The organism is Marinomonas pontica, from assembly GCF_026191375.1.
Lineage (GTDB): Bacteria > Pseudomonadota > Gammaproteobacteria > Pseudomonadales > Marinomonadaceae > Marinomonas > Marinomonas pontica.
This window is the reverse complement of record NZ_JAODTL010000009.1, coordinates 33,033-53,757: the sequence shown is the minus strand read 5'-3', so window position 1 is coordinate 53,757 and position 20,725 is coordinate 33,033. Positions and strand designations below refer to the sequence as shown.

23 protein-coding genes are annotated in these 20,725 nt (G+C 40.0%); 7 read left to right on the top strand and 16 right to left on the bottom strand.

Going from position 1 to position 20,725, the window contains the following annotated elements:
• Positions 1 to 65: 65 nt before the first annotated feature.
• Positions 66 to 1,868, top strand: coding sequence for a hypothetical protein (locus N5P32_RS01255; RefSeq protein ID WP_265727394.1), 1,803 nt, complete (start codon positions 66 to 68; stop codon positions 1,866 to 1,868).
• Positions 1,869 to 2,043: 175 nt separating this feature from the next.
• Here N5P32_RS01255 and N5P32_RS01250 read toward each other — a convergent pair whose 3' ends face one another.
• The 10 genes from N5P32_RS01250 to N5P32_RS01205 all read right to left on the bottom strand — a co-directional run bounded on the left by N5P32_RS01250 (position 2,044) and on the right by N5P32_RS01205 (position 12,863).
• Positions 2,044 to 2,463: a hypothetical protein gene (locus tag N5P32_RS01250; protein ID WP_265727393.1), complete on the bottom strand. Its 420-nt coding sequence runs from the start codon at positions 2,461 to 2,463 to the stop codon at positions 2,044 to 2,046.
• Between the two features lie 32 nt (positions 2,464 to 2,495).
• On the bottom strand, positions 2,496 to 3,938 hold the full coding sequence (locus N5P32_RS01245) for a response regulator (protein WP_265727392.1): 1,443 nt from the start codon (positions 3,936 to 3,938) through the stop codon (positions 2,496 to 2,498).
• 23 nt (positions 3,939 to 3,961) lie between these two features.
• The gene (locus tag N5P32_RS01240; RefSeq protein ID WP_265727391.1) at positions 3,962 to 6,340 is read right to left on the bottom strand and encodes a sensor histidine kinase; all 2,379 of its coding nucleotides are present in this window, start codon (positions 6,338 to 6,340) and stop codon (positions 3,962 to 3,964) included.
• Positions 6,341 to 6,357: 17 nt separating this feature from the next.
• On the bottom strand, positions 6,358 to 6,885 hold the full coding sequence (locus tag N5P32_RS01235) for a hypothetical protein (RefSeq protein ID WP_265727390.1): 528 nt from the start codon (positions 6,883 to 6,885) through the stop codon (positions 6,358 to 6,360).
• A complete protein-coding gene (locus tag N5P32_RS01230) occupies positions 6,849 to 7,193 on the bottom strand; it encodes a phosphoadenosine phosphosulfate reductase family protein (protein ID WP_265727389.1) in 345 nt (114 codons plus the stop codon). The genes N5P32_RS01235 and N5P32_RS01230 overlap by 37 nt, the downstream gene beginning before the upstream one ends.
• On the bottom strand, positions 7,186 to 8,940 hold the full coding sequence (locus N5P32_RS01225; RefSeq protein ID WP_265727388.1) for a hypothetical protein: 1,755 nt from the start codon (positions 8,938 to 8,940) through the stop codon (positions 7,186 to 7,188). The genes N5P32_RS01230 and N5P32_RS01225 overlap by 8 nt, the downstream gene beginning before the upstream one ends.
• A 47-nt stretch (positions 8,941 to 8,987) precedes the next feature.
• Positions 8,988 to 10,490 carry a hypothetical protein gene (locus N5P32_RS01220; protein ID WP_265727387.1) on the bottom strand — a complete coding sequence of 501 codons (1,503 nt, stop codon included), beginning with the start codon at positions 10,488 to 10,490 and terminating at the stop codon, positions 8,988 to 8,990.
• Positions 10,483 to 11,406 carry a DUF4007 family protein gene (locus tag N5P32_RS01215; protein ID WP_265727386.1) on the bottom strand — a complete coding sequence of 308 codons (924 nt, stop codon included), beginning with the start codon at positions 11,404 to 11,406 and terminating at the stop codon, positions 10,483 to 10,485. Before N5P32_RS01215 ends, N5P32_RS01220 begins: the two co-directional genes overlap by 8 nt.
• A gap of 376 nt (positions 11,407 to 11,782) precedes the next feature.
• Positions 11,783 to 11,962, bottom strand: a complete 180-nt coding sequence (locus tag N5P32_RS01210) for a hypothetical protein (RefSeq protein ID WP_265727385.1) — start codon at positions 11,960 to 11,962, stop codon at positions 11,783 to 11,785.
• Positions 11,963 to 12,137: 175 nt separating this feature from the next.
• Positions 12,138 to 12,863 carry a DNA/RNA non-specific endonuclease gene (locus N5P32_RS01205; protein ID WP_265727384.1) on the bottom strand — a complete coding sequence of 242 codons (726 nt, stop codon included), beginning with the start codon at positions 12,861 to 12,863 and terminating at the stop codon, positions 12,138 to 12,140.
• Positions 12,864 to 13,627: 764 nt separating this feature from the next.
• Between N5P32_RS01205 and N5P32_RS01200 the strand changes: the two genes are divergently transcribed.
• A complete protein-coding gene (locus N5P32_RS01200; protein WP_265727383.1) occupies positions 13,628 to 13,927 on the top strand; it encodes a hypothetical protein in 300 nt (99 codons plus the stop codon).
• A gap of 66 nt (positions 13,928 to 13,993) precedes the next feature.
• Here N5P32_RS01200 and N5P32_RS01195 read toward each other — a convergent pair whose 3' ends face one another.
• Positions 13,994 to 14,377, bottom strand: coding sequence for an MbcA/ParS/Xre antitoxin family protein (locus tag N5P32_RS01195; protein ID WP_265727382.1), 384 nt, complete (start codon positions 14,375 to 14,377; stop codon positions 13,994 to 13,996).
• 72 nt (positions 14,378 to 14,449) lie between these two features.
• The gene (locus tag N5P32_RS01190; protein WP_265727381.1) at positions 14,450 to 14,872 is read right to left on the bottom strand and encodes a hypothetical protein; all 423 of its coding nucleotides are present in this window, start codon (positions 14,870 to 14,872) and stop codon (positions 14,450 to 14,452) included.
• Between the two features lie 140 nt (positions 14,873 to 15,012).
• Here N5P32_RS01190 and N5P32_RS18320 point away from each other — a divergent pair, with 140 nt between their 5' ends.
• Positions 15,013 to 15,237 (top strand): hypothetical protein, encoded by a 225-nt coding sequence (locus tag N5P32_RS18320; RefSeq protein WP_265727380.1) that lies wholly within the window; start codon positions 15,013 to 15,015, stop codon positions 15,235 to 15,237.
• On the opposite strand, the gene N5P32_RS18315 is transcribed toward N5P32_RS18320, so the two are convergent.
• Both N5P32_RS18315 and N5P32_RS01175 read right to left on the bottom strand, forming a co-directional pair.
• A complete protein-coding gene (locus N5P32_RS18315) occupies positions 15,238 to 15,432 on the bottom strand; it encodes a S24 family peptidase (protein WP_265727379.1) in 195 nt (64 codons plus the stop codon).
• A gap of 197 nt (positions 15,433 to 15,629) precedes the next feature.
• On the bottom strand, positions 15,630 to 15,833 hold the full coding sequence (locus tag N5P32_RS01175) for a hypothetical protein (RefSeq protein WP_265727378.1): 204 nt from the start codon (positions 15,831 to 15,833) through the stop codon (positions 15,630 to 15,632).
• Between the two features lie 78 nt (positions 15,834 to 15,911).
• Here N5P32_RS01175 and N5P32_RS01170 point away from each other — a divergent pair, with 78 nt between their 5' ends.
• On the top strand, positions 15,912 to 16,805 hold the full coding sequence (locus N5P32_RS01170; RefSeq protein ID WP_265727377.1) for a WYL domain-containing protein: 894 nt from the start codon (positions 15,912 to 15,914) through the stop codon (positions 16,803 to 16,805).
• A gap of 217 nt (positions 16,806 to 17,022) precedes the next feature.
• On the opposite strand, the gene N5P32_RS01165 is transcribed toward N5P32_RS01170, so the two are convergent.
• Positions 17,023 to 17,871, bottom strand: coding sequence for a YifB family Mg chelatase-like AAA ATPase (locus N5P32_RS01165; RefSeq protein WP_265727376.1), 849 nt, complete (start codon positions 17,869 to 17,871; stop codon positions 17,023 to 17,025).
• 104 nt (positions 17,872 to 17,975) lie between these two features.
• On the opposite strand from N5P32_RS01165, the gene N5P32_RS01160 reads away from it, so the two are divergent.
• Positions 17,976 to 18,191: a TIGR02450 family Trp-rich protein gene (locus N5P32_RS01160; protein WP_265727375.1), complete on the top strand. Its 216-nt coding sequence runs from the start codon at positions 17,976 to 17,978 to the stop codon at positions 18,189 to 18,191.
• Positions 18,192 to 18,213: 22 nt separating this feature from the next.
• Here the strand turns inward: N5P32_RS01160 and N5P32_RS01155 are convergent, their stop codons facing one another.
• Positions 18,214 to 18,453, bottom strand: a complete 240-nt coding sequence (locus tag N5P32_RS01155) for an accessory factor UbiK family protein (RefSeq protein ID WP_265727374.1) — start codon at positions 18,451 to 18,453, stop codon at positions 18,214 to 18,216.
• A gap of 482 nt (positions 18,454 to 18,935) precedes the next feature.
• Here N5P32_RS01155 and glnK point away from each other — a divergent pair, with 482 nt between their 5' ends.
• Together glnK and N5P32_RS01145 are read left to right on the top strand one after the other, a co-directional pair.
• Positions 18,936 to 19,274 carry a P-II family nitrogen regulator gene (gene glnK, locus N5P32_RS01150; RefSeq protein WP_110576897.1) on the top strand — a complete coding sequence of 113 codons (339 nt, stop codon included), beginning with the start codon at positions 18,936 to 18,938 and terminating at the stop codon, positions 19,272 to 19,274.
• Positions 19,275 to 19,310: 36 nt separating this feature from the next.
• Positions 19,311 to 20,576 carry an ammonium transporter gene (locus N5P32_RS01145; RefSeq protein ID WP_265727373.1) on the top strand — a complete coding sequence of 422 codons (1,266 nt, stop codon included), beginning with the start codon at positions 19,311 to 19,313 and terminating at the stop codon, positions 20,574 to 20,576.
• The last annotated feature ends 149 nt before the right edge of the window (positions 20,577 to 20,725 follow it).

The following is a 20,725-nucleotide window of genomic DNA, read 5'->3' as shown; positions in this document are numbered from 1 at the left end:
GACAATTGAGCTGTATTTTCATACACATAGCTAATTGATAATAGCTTTAGTTGTGAGGAAGTTCTTTGTTTGAGTCAAAAAAGCTGAGAAATAAGGAAGGTATTTGGCGTGTCGATGGCATCAGTTCTATCAAGCTGAGTGAAAAATATATTCCACAAGTTTTTATTTCTATCTCTAAGATAAAAAGTGAAGGTGTACACTCCCCGCTGAAGCTTGGTCAACTTACTAGAGAACAAGCATGGATACTAGAGCCTCTGAATCGATTATCAGAGTTTCTAATTGGCTCTTGCTGGGAATATGGCAAAAGAATTAATCGGCCCTCCCCTTTTGAAACAAAATACACTATCGATACATCAAAAATCAGGATACTAAAACCCAATGAAGGGATAACTATTGATGGCACCTCATTTGACTCGATACTTCCTCCAATGGCTATTGATCTTAGATTCAAGAACATAAAGCGCATTGAAAACGAGTCATTTTATGCAATTGTTCCAGTCCTCGATGACCCTCTAACAGAGTTTTTAGTAGTCCCATGCAGTGAGCTATATCGCTTCTACATAGGTGTAAGTGACCGCTTTACAAATAAAGTATTAACAAATGATACTCAGAACTATTTTTCTTGGGAAGATCCATACATAAAAATAAAAAGACCGTTAAATAGACTTGAACAGTTCGTTGCATATCGCGGGAACTGGGATGAACAAGGAAAAGAGTGGTTGTCGATGCCATCCAATTATATCAAGTCTGTTCAAATCACTAATGCAACGGTGAAAGATGAAAAAAAGCTACAACCATTAGCACTGAAAGCCACCTTCCCATTTAAAGGTATATCTACCTTAACAATCGCGGGTAAGCGCTTTAAGTATGAAACAAATGATAAAGTCATATGGGCTATATTTGCTGCTAACATAATCCATTGCGATAAAAAAGTTGATTTTGAGACAAAAGTTCTTGCCGACCCGTATTCTAAAGATCCTCAAGCATGGACACCGGAAGCCGGAGATGCAAATGATTTAATTGAAAGCCCATTTGACGATGAATTTGATGTACCTGAAACAAATGAGCCGCCCAACACATTATCAGGTAATACTGTAATACTGAATTCAAGCAATCGATTTTCGGCCATGGCTAATATGAATTTTAAGCATTATCGTACTAATGAAACGAATGATCCTGTATATGTTGGAGATTCAATAACTGAATCTAATCTATACTCATACGAGGACATGGTTACTGATGATTCAGATGAACGTAAACTTCAAAAAAACGAATTTGACTCACATATAGACCATATAGATAGGAAACTATCAGATTTCATAAAAATGATTCCATATCTAAGAGCTAAAAATGTTGAAAGAAAATGGGAGATTGTAACTAGAGCAGCTGATTCTATTTTAGAACAACATGGTGAAATTGTTACTACTTTTCTTCATAACAGTAATAGAAGATATTCATGGCATTTAATGGACTATGGACGACTAAGACAAATAGCTTGGGTGGAGATTATTGTAAACCAAAATACTTTTATATATCTTGCTGAAATGGAGTTAAAAGGCTCTGAACCTGGGCGCAGCACACTCTGTATTTTTAAAAGCGATTTTCAGTACATGCCAGAACAAGACTTCAAAATATTTTTGGAAATAACAGCACGTCAAAATCGCTGGCCTAGAGCCAATCACAAATGGAAGAGCGCACAAGCCCAAAAAAAGGCTAAAAAGTATTTTGAAGATTACACACTCATAGCTATTAATCATCCCGAATACTTATCTACTTCAGATACTCTGTCAGAAACAGAGCTATCAAGATGGGCCCAGAATTTAACAAGTAATCTTAGATCAATATTGAGGCGGCACTGTGTAGGTTGAGTATAAGAATCCTTAAATCGATATAGAGTATTAGCATATCAGTCACTAACAGAAATACATATATCTTCTATTATTAACTTTCTTCACTGTAAAAGAACAAAGGGACTGGAGGCTGTTTTCGTACTAAAACTTCATCCTACCGATTTTTTTGGACTTGATCGCATGTTCCCTAATATCAGTATTCAGCCTGTACGAATACAACAGCGACAGGGTTTTGTTTGCTTACTAGCTGAGACATGTCATAATCTAGTGAACTCTGAATTCCAAAATTGACTGAAGATATTGCTACTTTTTTATCCATCTTTTGTGGAAGTTCATCTTTCAGAATTTCTTCAAGACGTTCAAACGGAATTTTACTTGCCAGATGTTCAGAGCTACTCATAAGCCAAGTTATCACTTCAACATGATCCTGATCTAACAAATGATAACTCTTATTTTTTTCATTAGGAAATTCATATAATAGCACTCTTTTCTCGACACTATTTACTGTAAATCGTTTTCTATTTGTCGAAACAGTTTCCGATTGAAGAGTAATCAAATCTACATAGAACATATTATTATGCCCAGTTTTAACTGCCGCTTCGATCCGTGACATATTATGAAACGAGCGCTCTCGAATTTGACGAACTACACTATCTCTAGCCTGAGAGATTGCAAAAAAACCTGTGGTATTAAAATGACGAATGAATTCATAAAAGGACTTTGCATGAATTTTTTTTCATCTATTGAAAGCCACCATCGATTCCCATTATCAATGTCTGTCGGTAGTGGGAGAAAGTATCCATTTCCAGTTGGTGACTTAATCAAAACAGCTTGAACAAATACCAAATTGGTGCCAGGTTCGATGATATTTCTACTTAAGTCACATTGTTGAGTACAATTAATGAGTACCTCCGCCCCTTCTATGAAACCAGATGATCCGCTCTGAATATAAGGCGGCTTCAATAGCACTAATCCGAAAGGTAGCGTGTGCACCACAACCTTGCCTATCTCACTTTTTTTATTTAGTAAAGAAGGGCTAAAATTTAATTCACCTACAGATTTACCTGTAAAATGTAATGCGGCTTCCATATCATGCATCGCAATTTCAGCTTCATTAGAGAAACCACAATACTTTTCCTGTTGAGAACTTAATTCGTTTTTAAGGTCATTTAGTGATTGACTTAACTCTTGATTACTTTCCAATTTGGAAAGCAGTATACTGTTACATACGGTTAGGAGGTGTTCAGAAAAAGAAACGTTTTCCCTATCAGCACATGCATACATTTGTTGTAGGTATGGGTAGTCAAGACTCCACAACGTGTGTAGTGCGCGATCTGCGGATTCTACAATTGCATTTTCAAAATGCAGAGTTAACTTAGCTAAAGCTTCACTTGCAGACTTACTTTTCTTCATTTGGCCAAAAGCCAGCCGAATTTTGGTTTCGGCACTTTTTGACATTAGTTCCACTGTCTTCGTCATTATACAAAAACTCAGCGAGCTTATCTTAGCTTCCTTGCGAAACATCCGCTTTCTATCTTCTAACTCATCCCTTGAGGAAATAAGAAAAATAGCTGGATTATTTCCCGCACGATGTACTTCTCCTAAATATTTAGCTAGCTTTGGAAAGTCACTATCAAGGTCATCTCCCATCATGATATCCATAATGACGACATCGTATTCAGCTAATTCACTTGGGTTTTCTGGCCTCGTAATTCTTTTTTCTAAAATAAATTCTGTTTCATCAGAAAAAACAGTAAGAAATGGATTTAATTGGACAGTTTTTTCCTTTATTTCAGCAATCAAAGCCAAGATTCCATTTCTATAATCTTCGTCAAAAAGATCTTGAAAATCTCCTCTATATAGAACTCTTTCTATAAAATCCTGAGAGTTGATAAAGGATAATAATTCATCCAAATCATCCGACTCGAAAATCCTACTTACCTTCATGAACTCTTTGGTTTTCTCAAACTCAGGTGAGGTATCATCATTTAGAACTTTTTTAATAGTGTTGTCTGATACACTCAAGGTAGGTGATTTTAGATCGTCATCTAAGATAACAACTTTTATTAGGTTGGCATCACTGCTCATTATTTACTCCACACTCACCGTGATCAATTTTTCTTGGGTAATTCAAGTACAAACGTCCTAAGCCTTCCATCGGCTTCAGGCATTGTATCCAAATAAATTGAGCATTGATGATAATCCGCAATCTCTCTACAAATAAACAAACCTAAACCTTTTCCTTTAGGCCTGCTTGTGAAATACGCCCTAAATATATCATCTTTATTTGATGGATCTATTCCTGGGCCATTATCTCTAACCGATAACGTATAGGATTGAGTGTCAATATTAATATATATTTTCCGTTTGTTCTCACCTCGAAAAAGGCCTTGCTGCAACCAATAAATAGAATTTGCCAGAAGGTTTTCCAGAACTAAAGCGGCTAAACCAAGCACCATTTCTACGTTAAAGGATCGAATAGTAAGTTGATCGTCTACTGTAAATAGTATCTCAGCATTGTGTCGAGAAAGCCTTCCTGAAAATCCGTCTATAACAGCTAGCACTGCTTTTGTTAGATCAAATAGTTCCTTTCTGTTTCTCCCTGATGGGCTAAGGGAGTCTACTGTTCTAATCCGTTTATTCGTTACCTTTATTTGCTCGCGAATAACTTTAATGAGATGTGATGAATCCTCATTCTGACCTTGCTTCTCCAATTTTAATAGACTAATCGTTGTTTGTTCTGTAAGTCTAGCAAGCTCATGTACTACTTTATCTACAACCATACCTAACCCAGCTAATTCTAGCACTTCTATCCTTTGCTCTTTAGATAACAGCATTGCATGTTCATACTTCCGGATATTCTCGTATTGAGATTTAAGTACATGTTCGATTTCTTTGACGACTAATTGCTGCTCCTTACCCACACTTTTCCTAAGACTTGTCGCACTTTCTCTAGCTCTTTTTAATCGAGCTTTGGCATCCTCTAAAGTTTCTTGCGCAGTAGCTTCAGATGATGCTTTCTTTACCTCATTATTTTTAAAGTATTCGATATGACTTTTAAGGTCTTTATTTACCAGTTCTGTCAGCATATCTTTTAGGAGATCAAGGTGATTACAGTTTATTAATTTTTCTCTATTTGCTGCATCAAGTAATAATGGGTTATTTTTTTGCGTGATAGAAAGTGCACCAACTGTCTGGTACCTATTGAAGGAAAAACCTTTAGATTTTAGAGAGCCAGTATCTACTTTTAGCCAATCATCCTCAAGACTCCCCGTCATTCCTATGCGAAAGTTATCCCGATATATAGCATACCCGCCACACCATAAATTCAATTCTTCCCTTATCTGTGAAGACGAATAGTCAATAGAAGCACCATTCAGGTCACTACGATTAAACCATAGAAGATCTAACTTGATTGAACCAAGTTCTGTAAGTGTCTTTTTAACTAAGGCTGAGTGGAAATTAGATTGATCATTATTTCCAAGCTCTCGAAGTAAGTCTTTTTCAGTCCAAAGTCTCATTTCAGGACTTGTTTTTCCTCTCCAAGTCAACTCTCTTCGCAAAGAAAGCTCCCCAGTCTTTTCCACTGTAAATTGAATCAAGGCAGAAAAGTTTGCAGCCTTTTTAAACCATGAGTAAATTCTTTCAATAGGCTGACGTGTTCCATTAAAATATACATCTATTGGAAATCTATTTCTTTCACTAAACGGATTTTGCAGTCGTCTCAGGTACTCATTGATAAAACTTGAAACTTTAGCCCTATTCCAATGAGCGTAGATACCTTTTACTAAAATACTTGTACCTTGTTCTTCAGCAATCTTACTTTGCCCCTTGGTCACTGGCACATCAACTTCATCTAGATATAAGTTAGGGTCATCAAACAAAGACCAATCAAAGTTTATTTCATGATTATATTTACTTTCTGCTTTACCTGATGACACCGATGCATATCTACCAAGCCTCATCATTGATAGTCTTCCAACTCCCTTTTCTCCTAAAAGCTCACTATCTGTGTCAGACTGTTTATCGATCCACTTACTAGGAGTACCTATAACTAGAAAAGAGTTTTGTAGCTGCTCCTCTCCCATCCCAACGCCATTATCAGAAATAGTTATGCTGCATAAGTCATTATACATTTCATCAACTAGACTACTTATTTTCTTTGGGTCAGAGAACTCTATTCGACTTACATAGTCAGATAAGAAAAGAGGAGGTGAATTTTCATCAATGCAATCTTCAATTACCTCCAAAATCTCACTTTTTGTTAATTGCTTTGTTGAAGAGATTAGCTTTGTAACTAAGTTAGTACGAGAAAGCTTAAATGGGTTATTTATATCGATCCTAACACGCTTAGAACCTGCATCTAGAGCATTTTTTATTAATTCATTCAATGCAATTTCATCGGAGGTTATCAATTCAGCCCCCAATTGCCTTAACGCCCTTGCAGCAATCCTAAACCCTCTTGGCTTAACCATTTTCACACCTTCCATTCTAAAAATCATAGTTACTATTTATGACAAATATCGCAAGCACCATTTCCTTCATCTGCAAGATAAAGCTCGTCGATATCTAACTCTAATCCTTGATGTAAAGGGTTAACAGGTCGGTTTTTCATCTCTCTCACCTTCCGAGCCTCAAAGTCCGACTTTATCTGAATGATTCTTAACGGTTGTTCAAGTTCCTCAAGCGACTCACCTTGACTCCAAAGAAATGGAGAGTCGTGCTCTATCGCATTTTTTTCATACCGCTTGGCTTCTTCAAATGCTTCAGGATGCCTTTCCTTTAAATTCACCCATTCGATTTTTTGTTGAAAAAAACAAAATGTGCAACCACTTCTTGACCGCCACTCATAATACTTAGGAATGCCTACTCCAGAGGACTCTAGCAAATCAAACACTGCTGCCTTGTTATAATTGTCATCTCGAAAAGGCATCTTTATCTTTAGATTGTCGTTATGAGAAGAATAGCCCTGCCTGTGCTCTTCATCAGCTCTTATCGCTACATAACTATACACTGTATGCCCGTCATCAAGCATTGTGTTAACCCATTTTTGAAAGGCAACAATTTGAGTTGCTTAGTACACCATCTAGTTTGTGCTGAAGGTAGGAAATTATTATATTGAGCTAGCCAAAAATCAAAGCCTCGATCCGCATTTAACCTAACAATTTTTTTCCCTAGAAAACCCTCAAGCTTTCTAAGGTAATCATATACTTCTGGTAGCTCTTTCCCTGTATCGGTGAAGAAATAATCAATATCTAGTTCTGGATAATGTAGTCTCATATAGATAGCTAGAGCTGCACTGTCCTTGCCTCCAGATATACCTAATACATGTTTCTCAGACATGATTTTTTTCCTTCTCGTAAAGCGTTTCAAGTACCCTTGCTAGAACAGCAAACTGAGAATCCTTTTCGATATTTGCTGAGCTCAATTGTTGAATAACACTCTCACAAATTGCATCAAGCTCATCTCGCTTATCTTCGCCAATATCGAATTTTTTGACGAAATCTTTTCCTGGTGCTGCATATACTATGGCAATAGCATCTCTGGACTGATCTCTGTTATTAACCGAAGCAACCACTTCTAATTCTCGGAACTTTTTCGATACTTCAGCTATATCCTTCCGGACAGACATTACATCCTGGTCACTCCACTCATTGAGCGACTTCTCTCGAAGTGAGAACAAAATATCAGAGGTAGCTTCGTTAGTTCCATCAAAGCTCTTCAATCTATTGATGAAAGCATTAACTTTAAGCTCACCTGATGTACCTGATATGTTTATTGCACGCTTATTTAACTGTTCATAATTGCCATCAGTAGCAGACAGCTGCTGAAGCAACAATTGCCTTAGCCCCTTTAGCTGTTTAGAGTGCGCTAGTTTCAGTTCCTGAATAGACTTGGCCAACTCTTCAGCAATAATACTTGAGTCTGTTGATTCAAAAATCACTTCCATATCATGGAATATAACTTTGTGTGGATCAGATGCCCTTAGTAAACAATCTCTAAGTTTTTCAGTGTTTTTAGAAAGAGTTCGAGTTTTTTTAACCCATTGAGGTAGATTGTACACAATTCTAACAAGACCACGAGCGGCACTCAGTGGTTCATCGAATACGGCATCTCCCAAGATAGTTTTTAGCACCTTGGCAATATCACTTAGTAGCTCAATACGCTCTTCTGTTAACTGAATACCTCTTAATTCGAATCTGCCAATATTTTGAAGCGACTCGTCGATGTCTAGCTCCGATGGTTCAGGGACATAGTAGGAATCTTTGTACAGTGCTAATTTACCTTTGCAAGACAGTATCAATGACCATAAAAGGATAGGCATTAAACCAGCTTTTATACCAAAGGGAGCATTTCCCCATACTCTATAAATATCAGCACAGCTCACATTATCATCGGAAGAAGACACCAAATCGTAAGCGGCCCGCCACGCTGATAGCATATTCCTATCAGCGTTGGTAGGTTCAACAAAATGCCATTCACCCGTTTCAGCATTTTCTTGGTGTAGCCCTGTCACCTTAAGACATGTCAGATATAAACCTTTTTCGGCAGGGAAGCCATCTATACCCAGCCCTTCACTTTTTTCGTGGTTTAACATCCGATAAAGCAAGTCACGTCGAGCTTTGACACTATTACTTGACAGATTTTCTCGATTGACAAGTTCACTCCAAATTTTTGGAGCTTTAGCAAATAATTCATCGGCTAAATCTGACGCAAGTTTGGATAAACTATGAGGCTGGGAACCAGAAGGTGATACTGAGCTATACCAAACCGCATTTTTCAAAGCGTTGGAGAGCTCACTATCTAATTTATGTTTAACTGCTGAGAGGCGAATAGATACTTCCTTCTTCGCTACAAGGTCACCTTCTAACTCAGGCCTATTCGCTACTTGTTTCAGAACTGTCAGTTCTTTTGCCAATTCAACAATGGAGCCCCTTCTATTTGGGACACCAATAGCAAACTTCGTACTATTGCTTTTTAAATTTTTTGAGGCAATTTTTTTCCAATCTATCTCAGCATCATCAGCAATTAAAAGAAATTGGCCAAACTCACCGCTATTTGAAGAAAACGTCTCGATATGTTTATTCAATGATTCTGCCGAAAGTACAGTGAACCCCATCCACCGCAATGTTCCAGTTAGATGCAAGTGTCGCTTAGCAACGACTGGGGAAAATTGGCGATGTCTGCAATTTTGTTGGGATCAAAGGATGTGATTTGAGCTTTAACTTCTGCCGCTGCCGCGTCAATATCAAAATCACTACCTTCAAAGACAGACCATGCATCATTAAATTTACGGAAGACCACGATCTTCCACTCAGACAGATCTTTAAGAATAGCGTTCAGTTCATTAGTGGACAGTTGAGAGTAAATTGTTCTCAAGAGTTCGTTGTCTGCAGCTAAACCGGAACCATTCTTAAACAAATCAATAATGGCAATATTTTTTACTACTGATGCATGAAGATAACTGCCTTTAGCTTCAGCACGCTCAACCGCTTCAGTTGCCACTGCCCAGCGATGACTATCGTTAGATACCGTGATTATCGGCTCTAAATTTGCCTTAAGGTAACTCCAGTAATTTTCTGGCGTGTAAAAAATATCGTGACCAAGTTCGGTCGAACGCAAGAATTCCTGAAAACCATGAGACTCCAGCGAGCCAAGAAAACCAAAAACACTGCGCTCATTCTGACCAAATTGACGTCTTGATATTGGCCCCAGTAGTAGCGCTGTAATAGGGTGAAGAGGCCAACAACTTCTAAGCTTTTCAGAAAGGTCAAGACTAACAGCAGGTCTTCTCTTGCCAAGACTGACACAAACCTGTCGATAAAGCGCGTCATCTGGAATGAACTTCTGAGGAACATAGATAGCTTTCCCTAGTAGTTCAACAACTTCATCAGTAGAGGCCACAAGAGGAATATCGGAAAAGCGCCCTTGAACTTTTGCCCACTCATTCTGAATTTGCTCAGAAAAGCGTTGAAATTTTGCGTATTGCCTAAAGGCTTGATGAAGTATGCCTATTAGCAAGAAATTGCTTGTGGTTCGTGAAGATAGCTCAGCTAATTCTTGAAAAAAATAGATATCATCACTGTCAAAAGATGACGCTTCCAGAAACTTGCCCATCTCGTCAATGACTAAGGCGACACCATCATATTTTTTTGATTGAGCCAACTCCCGCAAGTTATCCAAAACGTCCTGTGATGTCTCAGATTCCTTGCTAGTTTTTTCTTTAATAACTTTTGCAATAGCCTCAGATATAGAGAAATGACCACCAACGATTGGTAGAACCAACCACCCTTTGGACGTGACGGGAAAGGCATCTGAAAGGAATTCGACATTATTAAGTGACAACACTCGCCTAGCATCTTCTCGCAGCTTTTTATTGGTGCTGATTGCCGTAGCAAAAGCAAGCGCTAAACTAGATTTCCCGCTTCCATAAGGGCCTGTCCAAGTGAAGGCTCTCTGATTTGCCAAAGCTACCTGCTGAGCCATATTTGACAAAACCTTTCTGGCTGTCTCATGACATACATAACCATTAATAGCATCGGAGCTACCAAAGTCATCATTAAGTCTTATGGACCGCTGGTAATAAGGCGATATTTGAACAACCTCATCAAGCAAAACATGCCGTGAATTACTAGTCATATGCTTTCCTCAACATTTCAGCCATAAGATCATCAAAATCAAAATCCCCTTTGGACAACTGTTTAATACCCGCAGAATTTGACCAAGTGATACGTTGTCCGGTCAATTCGTCGATAGACATCATCCTCTCGGCAATTGAATCTTCATCTAATTTGAAGATTCGACCTGGAGAAGATTCACCAAAGGCTACTTCGTCTAGTGACAAAGTACTCGACATGGACTTTCGTGGCTTCCAATAATCCAACAAGGCATACGTAAAAGTAGCGTCATTTAACGATAGCTTAGGCCCTCTATTGAACACATAGTGTCCGTTTTCCACTGAACTCAGAAGGCCAAGTTCTCCAAATATCGGATCGGCATAATCTTCCTCGTACGCACCAATAGATTTAGGTAAATATCCACGTAGGCTAGCTTCAATATCTTTGACAAGTGAAGAGTCGGACACCTTTTTTTGCCGTCTATCACAAAGTTGCTTAAGCTGCACTTTGAGATCACTCTTAGTAAAGCTGGAATTATTTATCTTATTGAAAACCCAATAGATTGTTGTCGCTTTAGTTCCAAAAGTAGACAAAGCCCAATGGAGAAGCCACGTTGTGGAGGGGTGTTCAGAGTAGGGGTCTAGTCCATCATCAGCTAATATTTGCTTCGCGAAGTCACTAAGAGAAAAACAATTCGTTGTTTTTTCATACATTACTCCACAGGCCACAGCCCAATGCCTCATAGATAATAGCATGTTTTTACCCACGCCAAGCTCTGCAATTATTTCAGGCTCCGAGAAGCTTTTTTTAGGAATATCGCCATTAATATCTGCAATATCTACAATTTTTTTCAACCACATCTGCCTAAGAGGGAATGTTTCATGACCGCTGAAGGTGAGAGGGTAATCCTTTTCGTCTATCATAGTATTATTTCGCATCTTATTTCCCACTGGAGAAGCCCTCCAGAAAGAAATAATTCTACTGGAGAAAGTGTCCAGTTTAAAGTATATCTTACTGGATATCACCTCCAGCAAGCATTTTACTGTATAAAAACACATATAAATACTTATGCTATCTCTCAAATTAGCACTGTCAGATGCACCTATGATTATGATCTCCATAGTTATGGAGTAGAGAAAGCGTTTGGCTAGCAAGACAATAGAAGCAATCAAAACTTAATTTAGGACTTAGTGGAAACAATGGTTGAAGCCCCATCAACTAGCCAGAACTAACTTTAACATGCGTAAAACCCCGCCCAATACTTGAGCTAGGTTTCTGCTTTATCCTTTTCTTTAATAAAGAGACATGGCCATCCTAACGTTGCACCAAAATAGTTTTGACAGCATTTCTCTTAAACTGACTTAGTGCTGAAAGGCTATCTTGCAGCTGCTCTATCTGTTCAGCAACTTCGTGCTGCCTTTCTTTAGGTACTTCGGATATATCTTGAAATGAAATGCGCTCCAAATCTGAGAGCAATCGTTTGAGTTGTTCCATGTGTTCCTCCTTGAACAATTTGAAAGATCATATTAACTGTTTAAAATGCTATAGACTATAAATCCGCAACATGATTTCTATTCCCGTACCCAAACAGAGAAGATCTGAGAGCGGAGCTCAACCTCTTACTCTGAAACAGTTCATAATAGGCCATATCAACCCACTGTTATATAAACTAAAAATTTAGCACCCTATACTCTTTCTTCACATCAAACATCATGCTTAGGTTATGACCGCTTAAGCTGCTGATCTCAGAAAGAGTTACGATCCCTTTATCAAGATCATATGTTGCTAATGGCTCATTGGGGAAAATAAAAGAAATGGACTCCTTTCGTTCAGGATCATAGATAATTTTGTAGTAGTGACTAGGGACTGACACTCGATCTCGAATACGTTTGTTACCAAGAAAAATAGCACCAGTTATAATGAAGAGATTTTGTCTTTGCTCAGCCCATCCCCTAACATTGTCTTCTAGCCGCTTCCAACCAACTTGGTTTAGACCAGGATCTTGAGGGGAGGCATTGGAGTACAAAACACTTTCTGTTTCTGAGGTGCAGTTAAAGTCAATGGTTGCTCTAGGGGCCATATGCCCTCGATCATATCCAGAGTTTGTATAGTCATGATTGGTTGATTGATATTCCTCTGGAATATCTCGATCATTCCGAAAGTTTGGCTGAGAAGAACAGCTGGCTTCAACACTTTCTTTTGATACTGCATACTGAACCCACTCAGGTCCTCGATGTTCATAACTATAACCCAGAGCGTATCCTTGACGGCACAACAACTGATCAGCTGAAGACGGCACGCCAAAACTGGTATGACTTCCACACTGGAATGCCCAAGTATATGAAGGAAGTCCAATGATTACGATAAGCATAAATATCTTAAAAAGAAATTTCATCCTTTCAACTCCAATATCACGAAAGAGCTTGCTAGCCACTAGTTGTTTGTGCAAATAGCTAAAAATCATCAGAAAAAGTGACTCATCACTCTTCTAATAAACCAATTATATGCAATTATATTTTTTCTTATAATTTATATTTTTTCTTATAATTAACCACTCTCCGATAGAGGAATGACATAAAACAACACAGCCTCGCTTCTAAAAAGTCAATTTCATTCTACAACAACAGGACTCAGCGAGTTAGAAAACGCTGATAGAGTTCGTCTTCAGATGCTGCCCCCCAGACAGTTGTCTGGCTATACTGTATACCAGCAATTGATGGTACTTTAAGGTGATAGATGATGGCCTCAATAAAGTTTTCAAACATATTTGAAGTAGTGGCTTCGAGCGAGGAGGAAGTACTGAGCCTAAAGGCTCAAGCTGAATTAATTAGTGCGATTCGTGATATAGCAACTAGAAATGGTTAGTCACATATCGAGGTCTGTGCTGAGGGAAAACAGAATTATGATTAAGCAGGCGAAAACCAAGTAAATGAAAATCGACTAAGTGAAGCAGAACTACTTGAAAGGCTAGATTCCCATACTGCTCACGCAGATGAACTGTTTCTAAGTGTGGATGACGAGCTCGCTGAAGCTCTAATAGATCAACTCAATGAGTTAAAACTGCCTTTTATTGTTCGATCTAATAAAGTCTCGCACTAACATCTAAGAACTAAATATCAACTCTGCTTCAATTAATCCTAGCAACCATAGGTAAATGAAATGTTAGTTACAAACGAAATAACACAAATGGCCAAAGCTATAGTGACCCAGTTACCAATTCTGAATGGTATAGCGAGCTCTGATGAGCACCAACAAGCTCTGATACTTTTAGAAGAGTTGTTAGAGCATTATGACGAAAATCTGATCATTATCGAGGCTTTGAGCAATGTCATTGCACGATATGAGGATGAGTCAGCTGAGTTTGATGTTTTCAATAAACGACAGATAGCTATAAATTCAGAGATTGCAATGCTAAAAGTCTTGATAGATCAGAACCTAAACAATACAAATCAGATCTGAGCTCGTTACAAGCAAAAAATCCAACGTGTAATTATGTGCAGTTTATCTGATCGCAACACAGCTGATTTAAACAACAACCCCGTGGCTAATCTGCCCTAAAAGGTCTCTTACTCTATTTATTCCTTCTTTAGTAACCATAATCGACTCTGGTGACTTACCACCTAACGCAAGTGCAGATGCTTTAATCCATGATTTCCATTTGTCTTCGCCACCAAAAACTTCCAAACCCAACTGGTGAGCCCTTTCATTCAGCGCTATCATTTCAGATGCTTCAACAGCTGCTAAAATAGCGGCATAGGTGTCAGCGGGAACGCAGTAAAACACAGGGTTACCGTCCTTCATAACAGCAACTGGACTGCCTTTTGAATCACTCATCAGACGATCAAGACTGCTCTCAATATCATAAATATCAATGCATTTTTCATCATAATTTTTTCGTTTAGTACTCACATATCTCCTCCAACATGTCTGTTAAGTATCATTATGACTAACATGAAAAGCTTAATTAAGAATAAGTGATTTTTATATGAGCACCTTACTCCGGAAAAAATTTCTCACCTTGAGGAAATCATCAAGTGAAGGGTTCTCTAACATAAATTCTCTAGCTGATTTGCCATTAAATGTCGGATGATCTATTGGCCTTTTGAAAAAATCATACTTAAATCCAGTTGGTGCACTTAGGTGAATCATCTTGTATATACTCACTAGCATCGCCAGTGTATCAATAGTTTCTTGGTCTACTTGAAGGCTGTCATTAATCTGTGCGGTCTCTTTCCATTGATTCCAAGTTGAAACCGTAATACCACCTAGAAGAATACACATCTGTTCATCAGATAAGTCCCAACGCTCCTGTGGACATTGTTCATCTAGCCATAATACAACAGTTGCTATTATCTTGCCTGCTGGCACATTACTGGCATTTTCTTTAGTAGTTTTATCACTCATGGAACACCTCTCGATCAATCATTATAGGTTGAATTTTTTAACTAAAAGTCCATTTTTAATTTTTGCACTTTGAATCAAAAAACCTTTGGCAGTTCATCCCATCTGGGATGTGTAGGCTAGCGATAGGTGTTCTCGTTTCAATGACTATTAGGGTGACACGCCTTTCTTCATCAGCCGCACTCGTACTTACGAACTACGCCAGTGACCACACCGAAGATTTCCAATTCGGCCTCTTCCGTAATATGAATCGCTTTTTAGGCTTTGCTCTTCGGGCGAAGCAACACATTGAACTTCAGCTCCAACGCCTTCATCGTCATTTCTCCATGAATGCAGGCAATCACAATGTCACTATGACGCGCGGTTAACTAACAATCCACCACCAACACATCACCTAAATAAATGCCCACATCGATTATCAAATTACCCTGAGCACGCACATAAAAAGTAGCGCTCGGATGAGCCACACAGAACTCATTTAAGTATAACGACTTTTCAACAAAGTCCTGAGTTGGCGAAGGAAACCCTGCCGACTCAGACACAACAAGATAATTCACACGCATGATCAACACCAGAACACTGTATAAATACACAATATAATTTAAAGCAACTTGAATGGCCAAGCGAGTTTTTGTAAGAGGCAGGATTTCAGATTTTTCGACCAAAAATGAGGCGGGATTTCAGGACGGGACAGTGACAAAAAAGGCCAGTGATGACGAGTCAACTGGCCTTACCATTTTAGTAAATTCACTTAACTGCTCTATTTTCCTGAAGATTTACTTGGTTTTAAGTCTGGGGTATTACCAGGAGTTTTTTTATTATCCCGGCGACGCTGATCTGTTTTTCCTGTTGATTTTGCTTTGGGTTTAGGACCTGGTTTAAGAGCCATGATGATTTTTCCTTTTAAGATAATTGAGTGTTTGTAAGTAATTAGTACAAATTCACTTGCACTAATCACAGACAATACATGATCATTATGATGATGTAAATAGATCATTAAAATGCTATATTACCATCAATAAAATTATGCCAGGTGTGAATTATGAATCGATTAGATCAGTTACCTAAAAATGTATATGATCGATTGGAGTATTTAGAGTTTATGTTGAGGTTTCGAGGCTGGATCTCCAGATCTGACCTGACTGATCGTTTTGGGCTAGGTGAAGCTGCAGCTACGCGCGATATTCGTTTATATAAAGAGTTATCACCAGATAATTTAAAACTAAACCAAAGCTCGAAAAAGTATGAGATATTGGATGATAGTTTCCACCCTGTATTCGACCTTCCAATACAATCTGCGCTTTCAAAATTACGCAAACGCAATATTTGTGATGCGCTTGGCATAAGTGGTTCTAACGGCTCTTTCAGCCCTGTAAGATTAGTTCTTCCTGATGTGGATCTATTGGCGACAATTACTAGAGCCATTTCTGTGGGTGCCCAACTTAGGACTGTTTATCGCTCTGTAAAGAATGGGCAGTCAGTAAAAAACTTGGTTCCTCACGCATTATTTGATAACGGTATTCATTGGTACATGAGGGCTTTTGATCTCAATAAAAATAGTTTTAGATCCTATGCTTTAACACGAATCTGCAACGCTCATATTGATCGGCAAGTTAACGAGCACCCCGATTTAAAGCTAAAGGATTTTCAATGGAGTCGGATGGTTTCGGTAGAGTTGACACCACATCCTAATAGAAAGAATGTTCCTCACCCTGAAACTATAGAATATGATTTCGATATGAAGGATGGCGCACTCAAACTCATGGTAAGAGCTGCGGTAGTGGGCTATTGGCTACATTACTGGAATGTAGACTGCACGGAAGATCATAGCTTAAAGGGGTATAATTACCAGCTATGGTTACGTAATCATCAGACTTTGTATGATGTTGAGAGTCGCGGCATTGCACCTGGTCTATCAACTTACGATCAAGATTAGCATTTGAAATGGAATTTTTTCTAAATAAACGCCGGTGCATGCTACACATTAGGGAGGGCAACTTAATTTTAAGCAATATTGGGCTTAATATCTCATATTAAATGAATACCTCCGCCCCAAGTGGTGAGGTATCAATGCTGCATTCTATTAAAACCCATTATCAAATAATGATGTATAATTTCACTTACTGCTATTCCTTATCACTTAACAATGTTTCTTACACTCCCACCAACGCCGCAGCCGAACAAGAATGGTGCGGCGATCGAAAAGGTCGTTCAGACCAATGCCAATCCAAGCCCATTTTTCGTCCTGCGACCGATTGCACTGACGCCACCGCCAACGCTTCGGCTTCGGTCATCGCAGGCATGATACTGGGTAAACGTGACGCCAACATGGTTTTTCCCGTTCCAGCAGGCCCAATAAACAATAGATTATGCCCGCCCGCAGCGGCCACTTCTAAGGCTCGACGAGCTTGGTATTGGCCTTTCACATCGCGCATGTCTTTGTGGTCTAACGGCAAAGGTTCAATTGGCTTAGACACACACGCAGGCAGCGCGGCTTGCTTTAACAAATGCGCCGTTACTTGCGTCAAATGCTTAGCAAACACCGCATTGCCTTCCACTAATGCCGCTTCTTGTTGATTGTCTTCTGGAAGGATCAATTGCCTGTTCGCCTGTTGGCATGCAATGGCGGATGGCAGCAAACCCGGCACACCACGAATATCGCCCGACAACGCCAACTCGCCAATAAATTCAGTGTCGCGAAGGTGTAGATCACCCAGTTGTCCCGAGGCTACTAAGACACTAATGGCAATGGCCAAATCATAACGACCTCCCTCTTTGGGTAAATCGGCGGGTGCTAAATTGATAGTGACACGTCGGGTAGGAAATTCGAAATGACTGTTGATGATCGCGCTGCGCACACGATCTTTTGATTCTCGTACAGCGGCTTCTGGAAGTCCCACTATATTTAAAGAAGGCAGTCCGTTTGAAATGTGGGTTTCGACCGTCACTAACGGGGAAGACACACCCACACGGGCACGACTATAGATGGTAGCTAAACTCATGATCACTCCTTGACCTGATAATTTTTAGAGTGAAAAGCAATCCAACTCCTCACTTTTTTTCGTAACTGTATTTCATTCCATTGATAAGGTTACAAAAGACCCTAATGCATCAAATAAACCCAAACAAACTTCTGCTTTCGAAGTGGACATCCACATCTCCACAACAAAAAGAGAAGCATTTTATCGTCACCAAATTGATTCGAGACGAAGAAAACATCGTCGTCGAATGCATTCTTGAAGCCGTGATTAACAAACATCAATACCAATTGCCTTGGCAAGCACTAACATCGACCGAAAACTGGCTTCAAGGCTGGAAATAACCCCGCGTATGGCAGGCTTACATCAGTCGTTTTTTTCTAGCTCATTCAAGCGCGCTTCTAATACTGCCAACTTCTCGCGGTATTTCGCCAACATCGCCGCTTGCACTTCAAACTCTTCACGGGTGACCAAATCCATTTTACTCAGGGTGTTGCGCGCGACATCGTGCAGTTGCGCTTGGATTTCTTCTTTGGGAAGCTTTCCTAGTGTTTCTGCGGCTTGACCCAATCCGGTGCCCAGCTGCTTTATAAATTGATCAATCATGTCGTTCTCATTATTTGTGTTCACGTTGCTTAATAGTATAGAGACCTACAGAAGGGATAGACAAGTCATCTATTGACGATGCACCAAGATTCTAAGTCAGACAAAATACAAAACGCCTCTTTTTTGTGCGCCTATTTGCTCGCTTGCTCACACAATGAAAACAATTCCTCGAAATAACGCACCTTTTAGAGTCTCATGCTTCTGCTCATATTGTGATCAGAAGCAATAAGATAGGGATTTGACCCATAAGTAAGCGTTATCAATTGACCTCTTTTGCACCAAGTTAATGCAACCGTTTCGCGGGGCAGCCCAATATGCCGCACAATCCAAAGCCTTTCCCAACCCTTTTTAATTTCTAAAAGTCGACATATTCCTTACAAAGCCTTTGTTCTATGGGCATTTTCATATATGGCACGCATATTGAATAAAGCTTATTACCTGCGATACGACAATAAAACTGACTTTTAAAGGAGACAGTGGGTATGAAGCTTATTACTGCCATCATCAAGCCATTTAAACTCGATGATGTTCGAGAAGCACTTTCTGAAATCGGTGTTCAAGGTATCACCGTAACAGAAGTGAAAGGTTTCGGACGTCAAAAGGGCCACACAGAACTATACCGCGGCGCGGAATATGTCGTCGATTTTCTACCAAAAGTAAAAATCGAACTTGCCATTGCGGACGACATGACAGACCAAGTAGTGGAAGCCATTACAAGCGCAGCGAACACTGGCAAAATCGGCGACGGTAAGATCTTTATCGTTAACCTTGAACAAGCGGTTCGTATTCGTACCGGCGAGACTGGTGTAGAAGCAGTTTAATCTGCTCGAATCATACAAGCCTTTAGGGGGCGAAACATGCAAGATCAAATTTTTCACTTACAATATGCGATGGACACCTTTTACTTTTTGGTGTGTGGCGCGCTGGTTATGTGGATGGCAGCGGGATTTGCCATGTTGGAAGCAGGTCTAGTACGTGCGAAAAACACCACGGAAATTCTCACTAAGAACGTGGCCTTGTTTGCCATTTCTTGCATCATGTATTTGGTATGCGGCTACTCCATCATGTACGGTGGCGAGTGGTTCCTTACTGGTATCCAAGACGTTGATGTTGCTTCTACTCTAACCGACTTCTCTGGTCGTGACGGTGGCTTCGAAGGCGGCTCTATTTACTCTGGCGCGTCTGACTTCTTCTTCCAAGTTGTGTTCGTTGCAACAGCAATGTCTATCGTATCTGGTGCGGTTGCTGAGCGTATGAAACTTTGGTCTTTCCTTATCTTTGCGGTTGTGATGACAGCGTTCATCTACCCAATGGAAGGTAACTGGACTTGGGGCGGCGGTTCTGTATTCGGTATGTTTAGCCTTGGCGACCTTGGCTTCACTGACTTCGCAGGTTCCGGTATCGTTCACATGGCGGGTGCGTCTGCTGCACTAGCGGGTGTATTGGTACTTGGCGCTCGTAAAGGCAAATACGGTCCTAACGGCGAAGTTCGCGCTATTCCTGGTGCTAACCTACCTCTAGCAACGCTAGGTACATTCATCCTTTGGATGGGTTGGTTCGGTTTCAACGGTGGTTCTGTTCTTAAACTTGGCGATATCGCCAGCGCAAACTCTGTTGCTATGGTGTTCTTGAACACAAACGCAGCGGCAGCGGGTGGTGCAATTGGTGCGCTTATTCTAGCTCGTATCCTATTCGGTAAAGCCGATCTAACCATGCTTCTAAACGGCGCATTGGCTGGTTTGGTTGCCATCACAGCAGGTCCAGACACACCGTCTGCTCTAGGCGCGACTCTAATTGGTCTTGTTGGTGGTTTGATTGTTGTTGTGTCTATCCTGACACTAGACAAGCTTAAAATCGATGATCCAGTGGGTGCGATCTCTGTTCACGGTGTGGTGGGTCTTTGGGGCTTGCTAGCCGTGCCACTAACGAACGACGGCACTACGTTCGGCGGTCAAATCGCCGGTGCATTGACTATCTTTGTTTGGGTATTCGTAACGAGCTTGGTTGTTTGGTTAATCATCAAAGCCATCATGGGTGTACGAGTGTCTGAAGAAGAAGAATACGAAGGTGTTGACCTTTCTGAATGTGGTATGGAAGCGTACCCAGAGTTCAGCAAGAAGTAATACCTCCTCGTAATAGATCATTATTCTTACGATCAAAACCCTCGCCTCGGCGGGGGTTTTCTTTTTTAGAAACGCCACCAAATAAAGATTTAACCGTTCAATCTTCCTCCCATCACCTACTTCCTCATGGCGATACGCGTTATCATGAG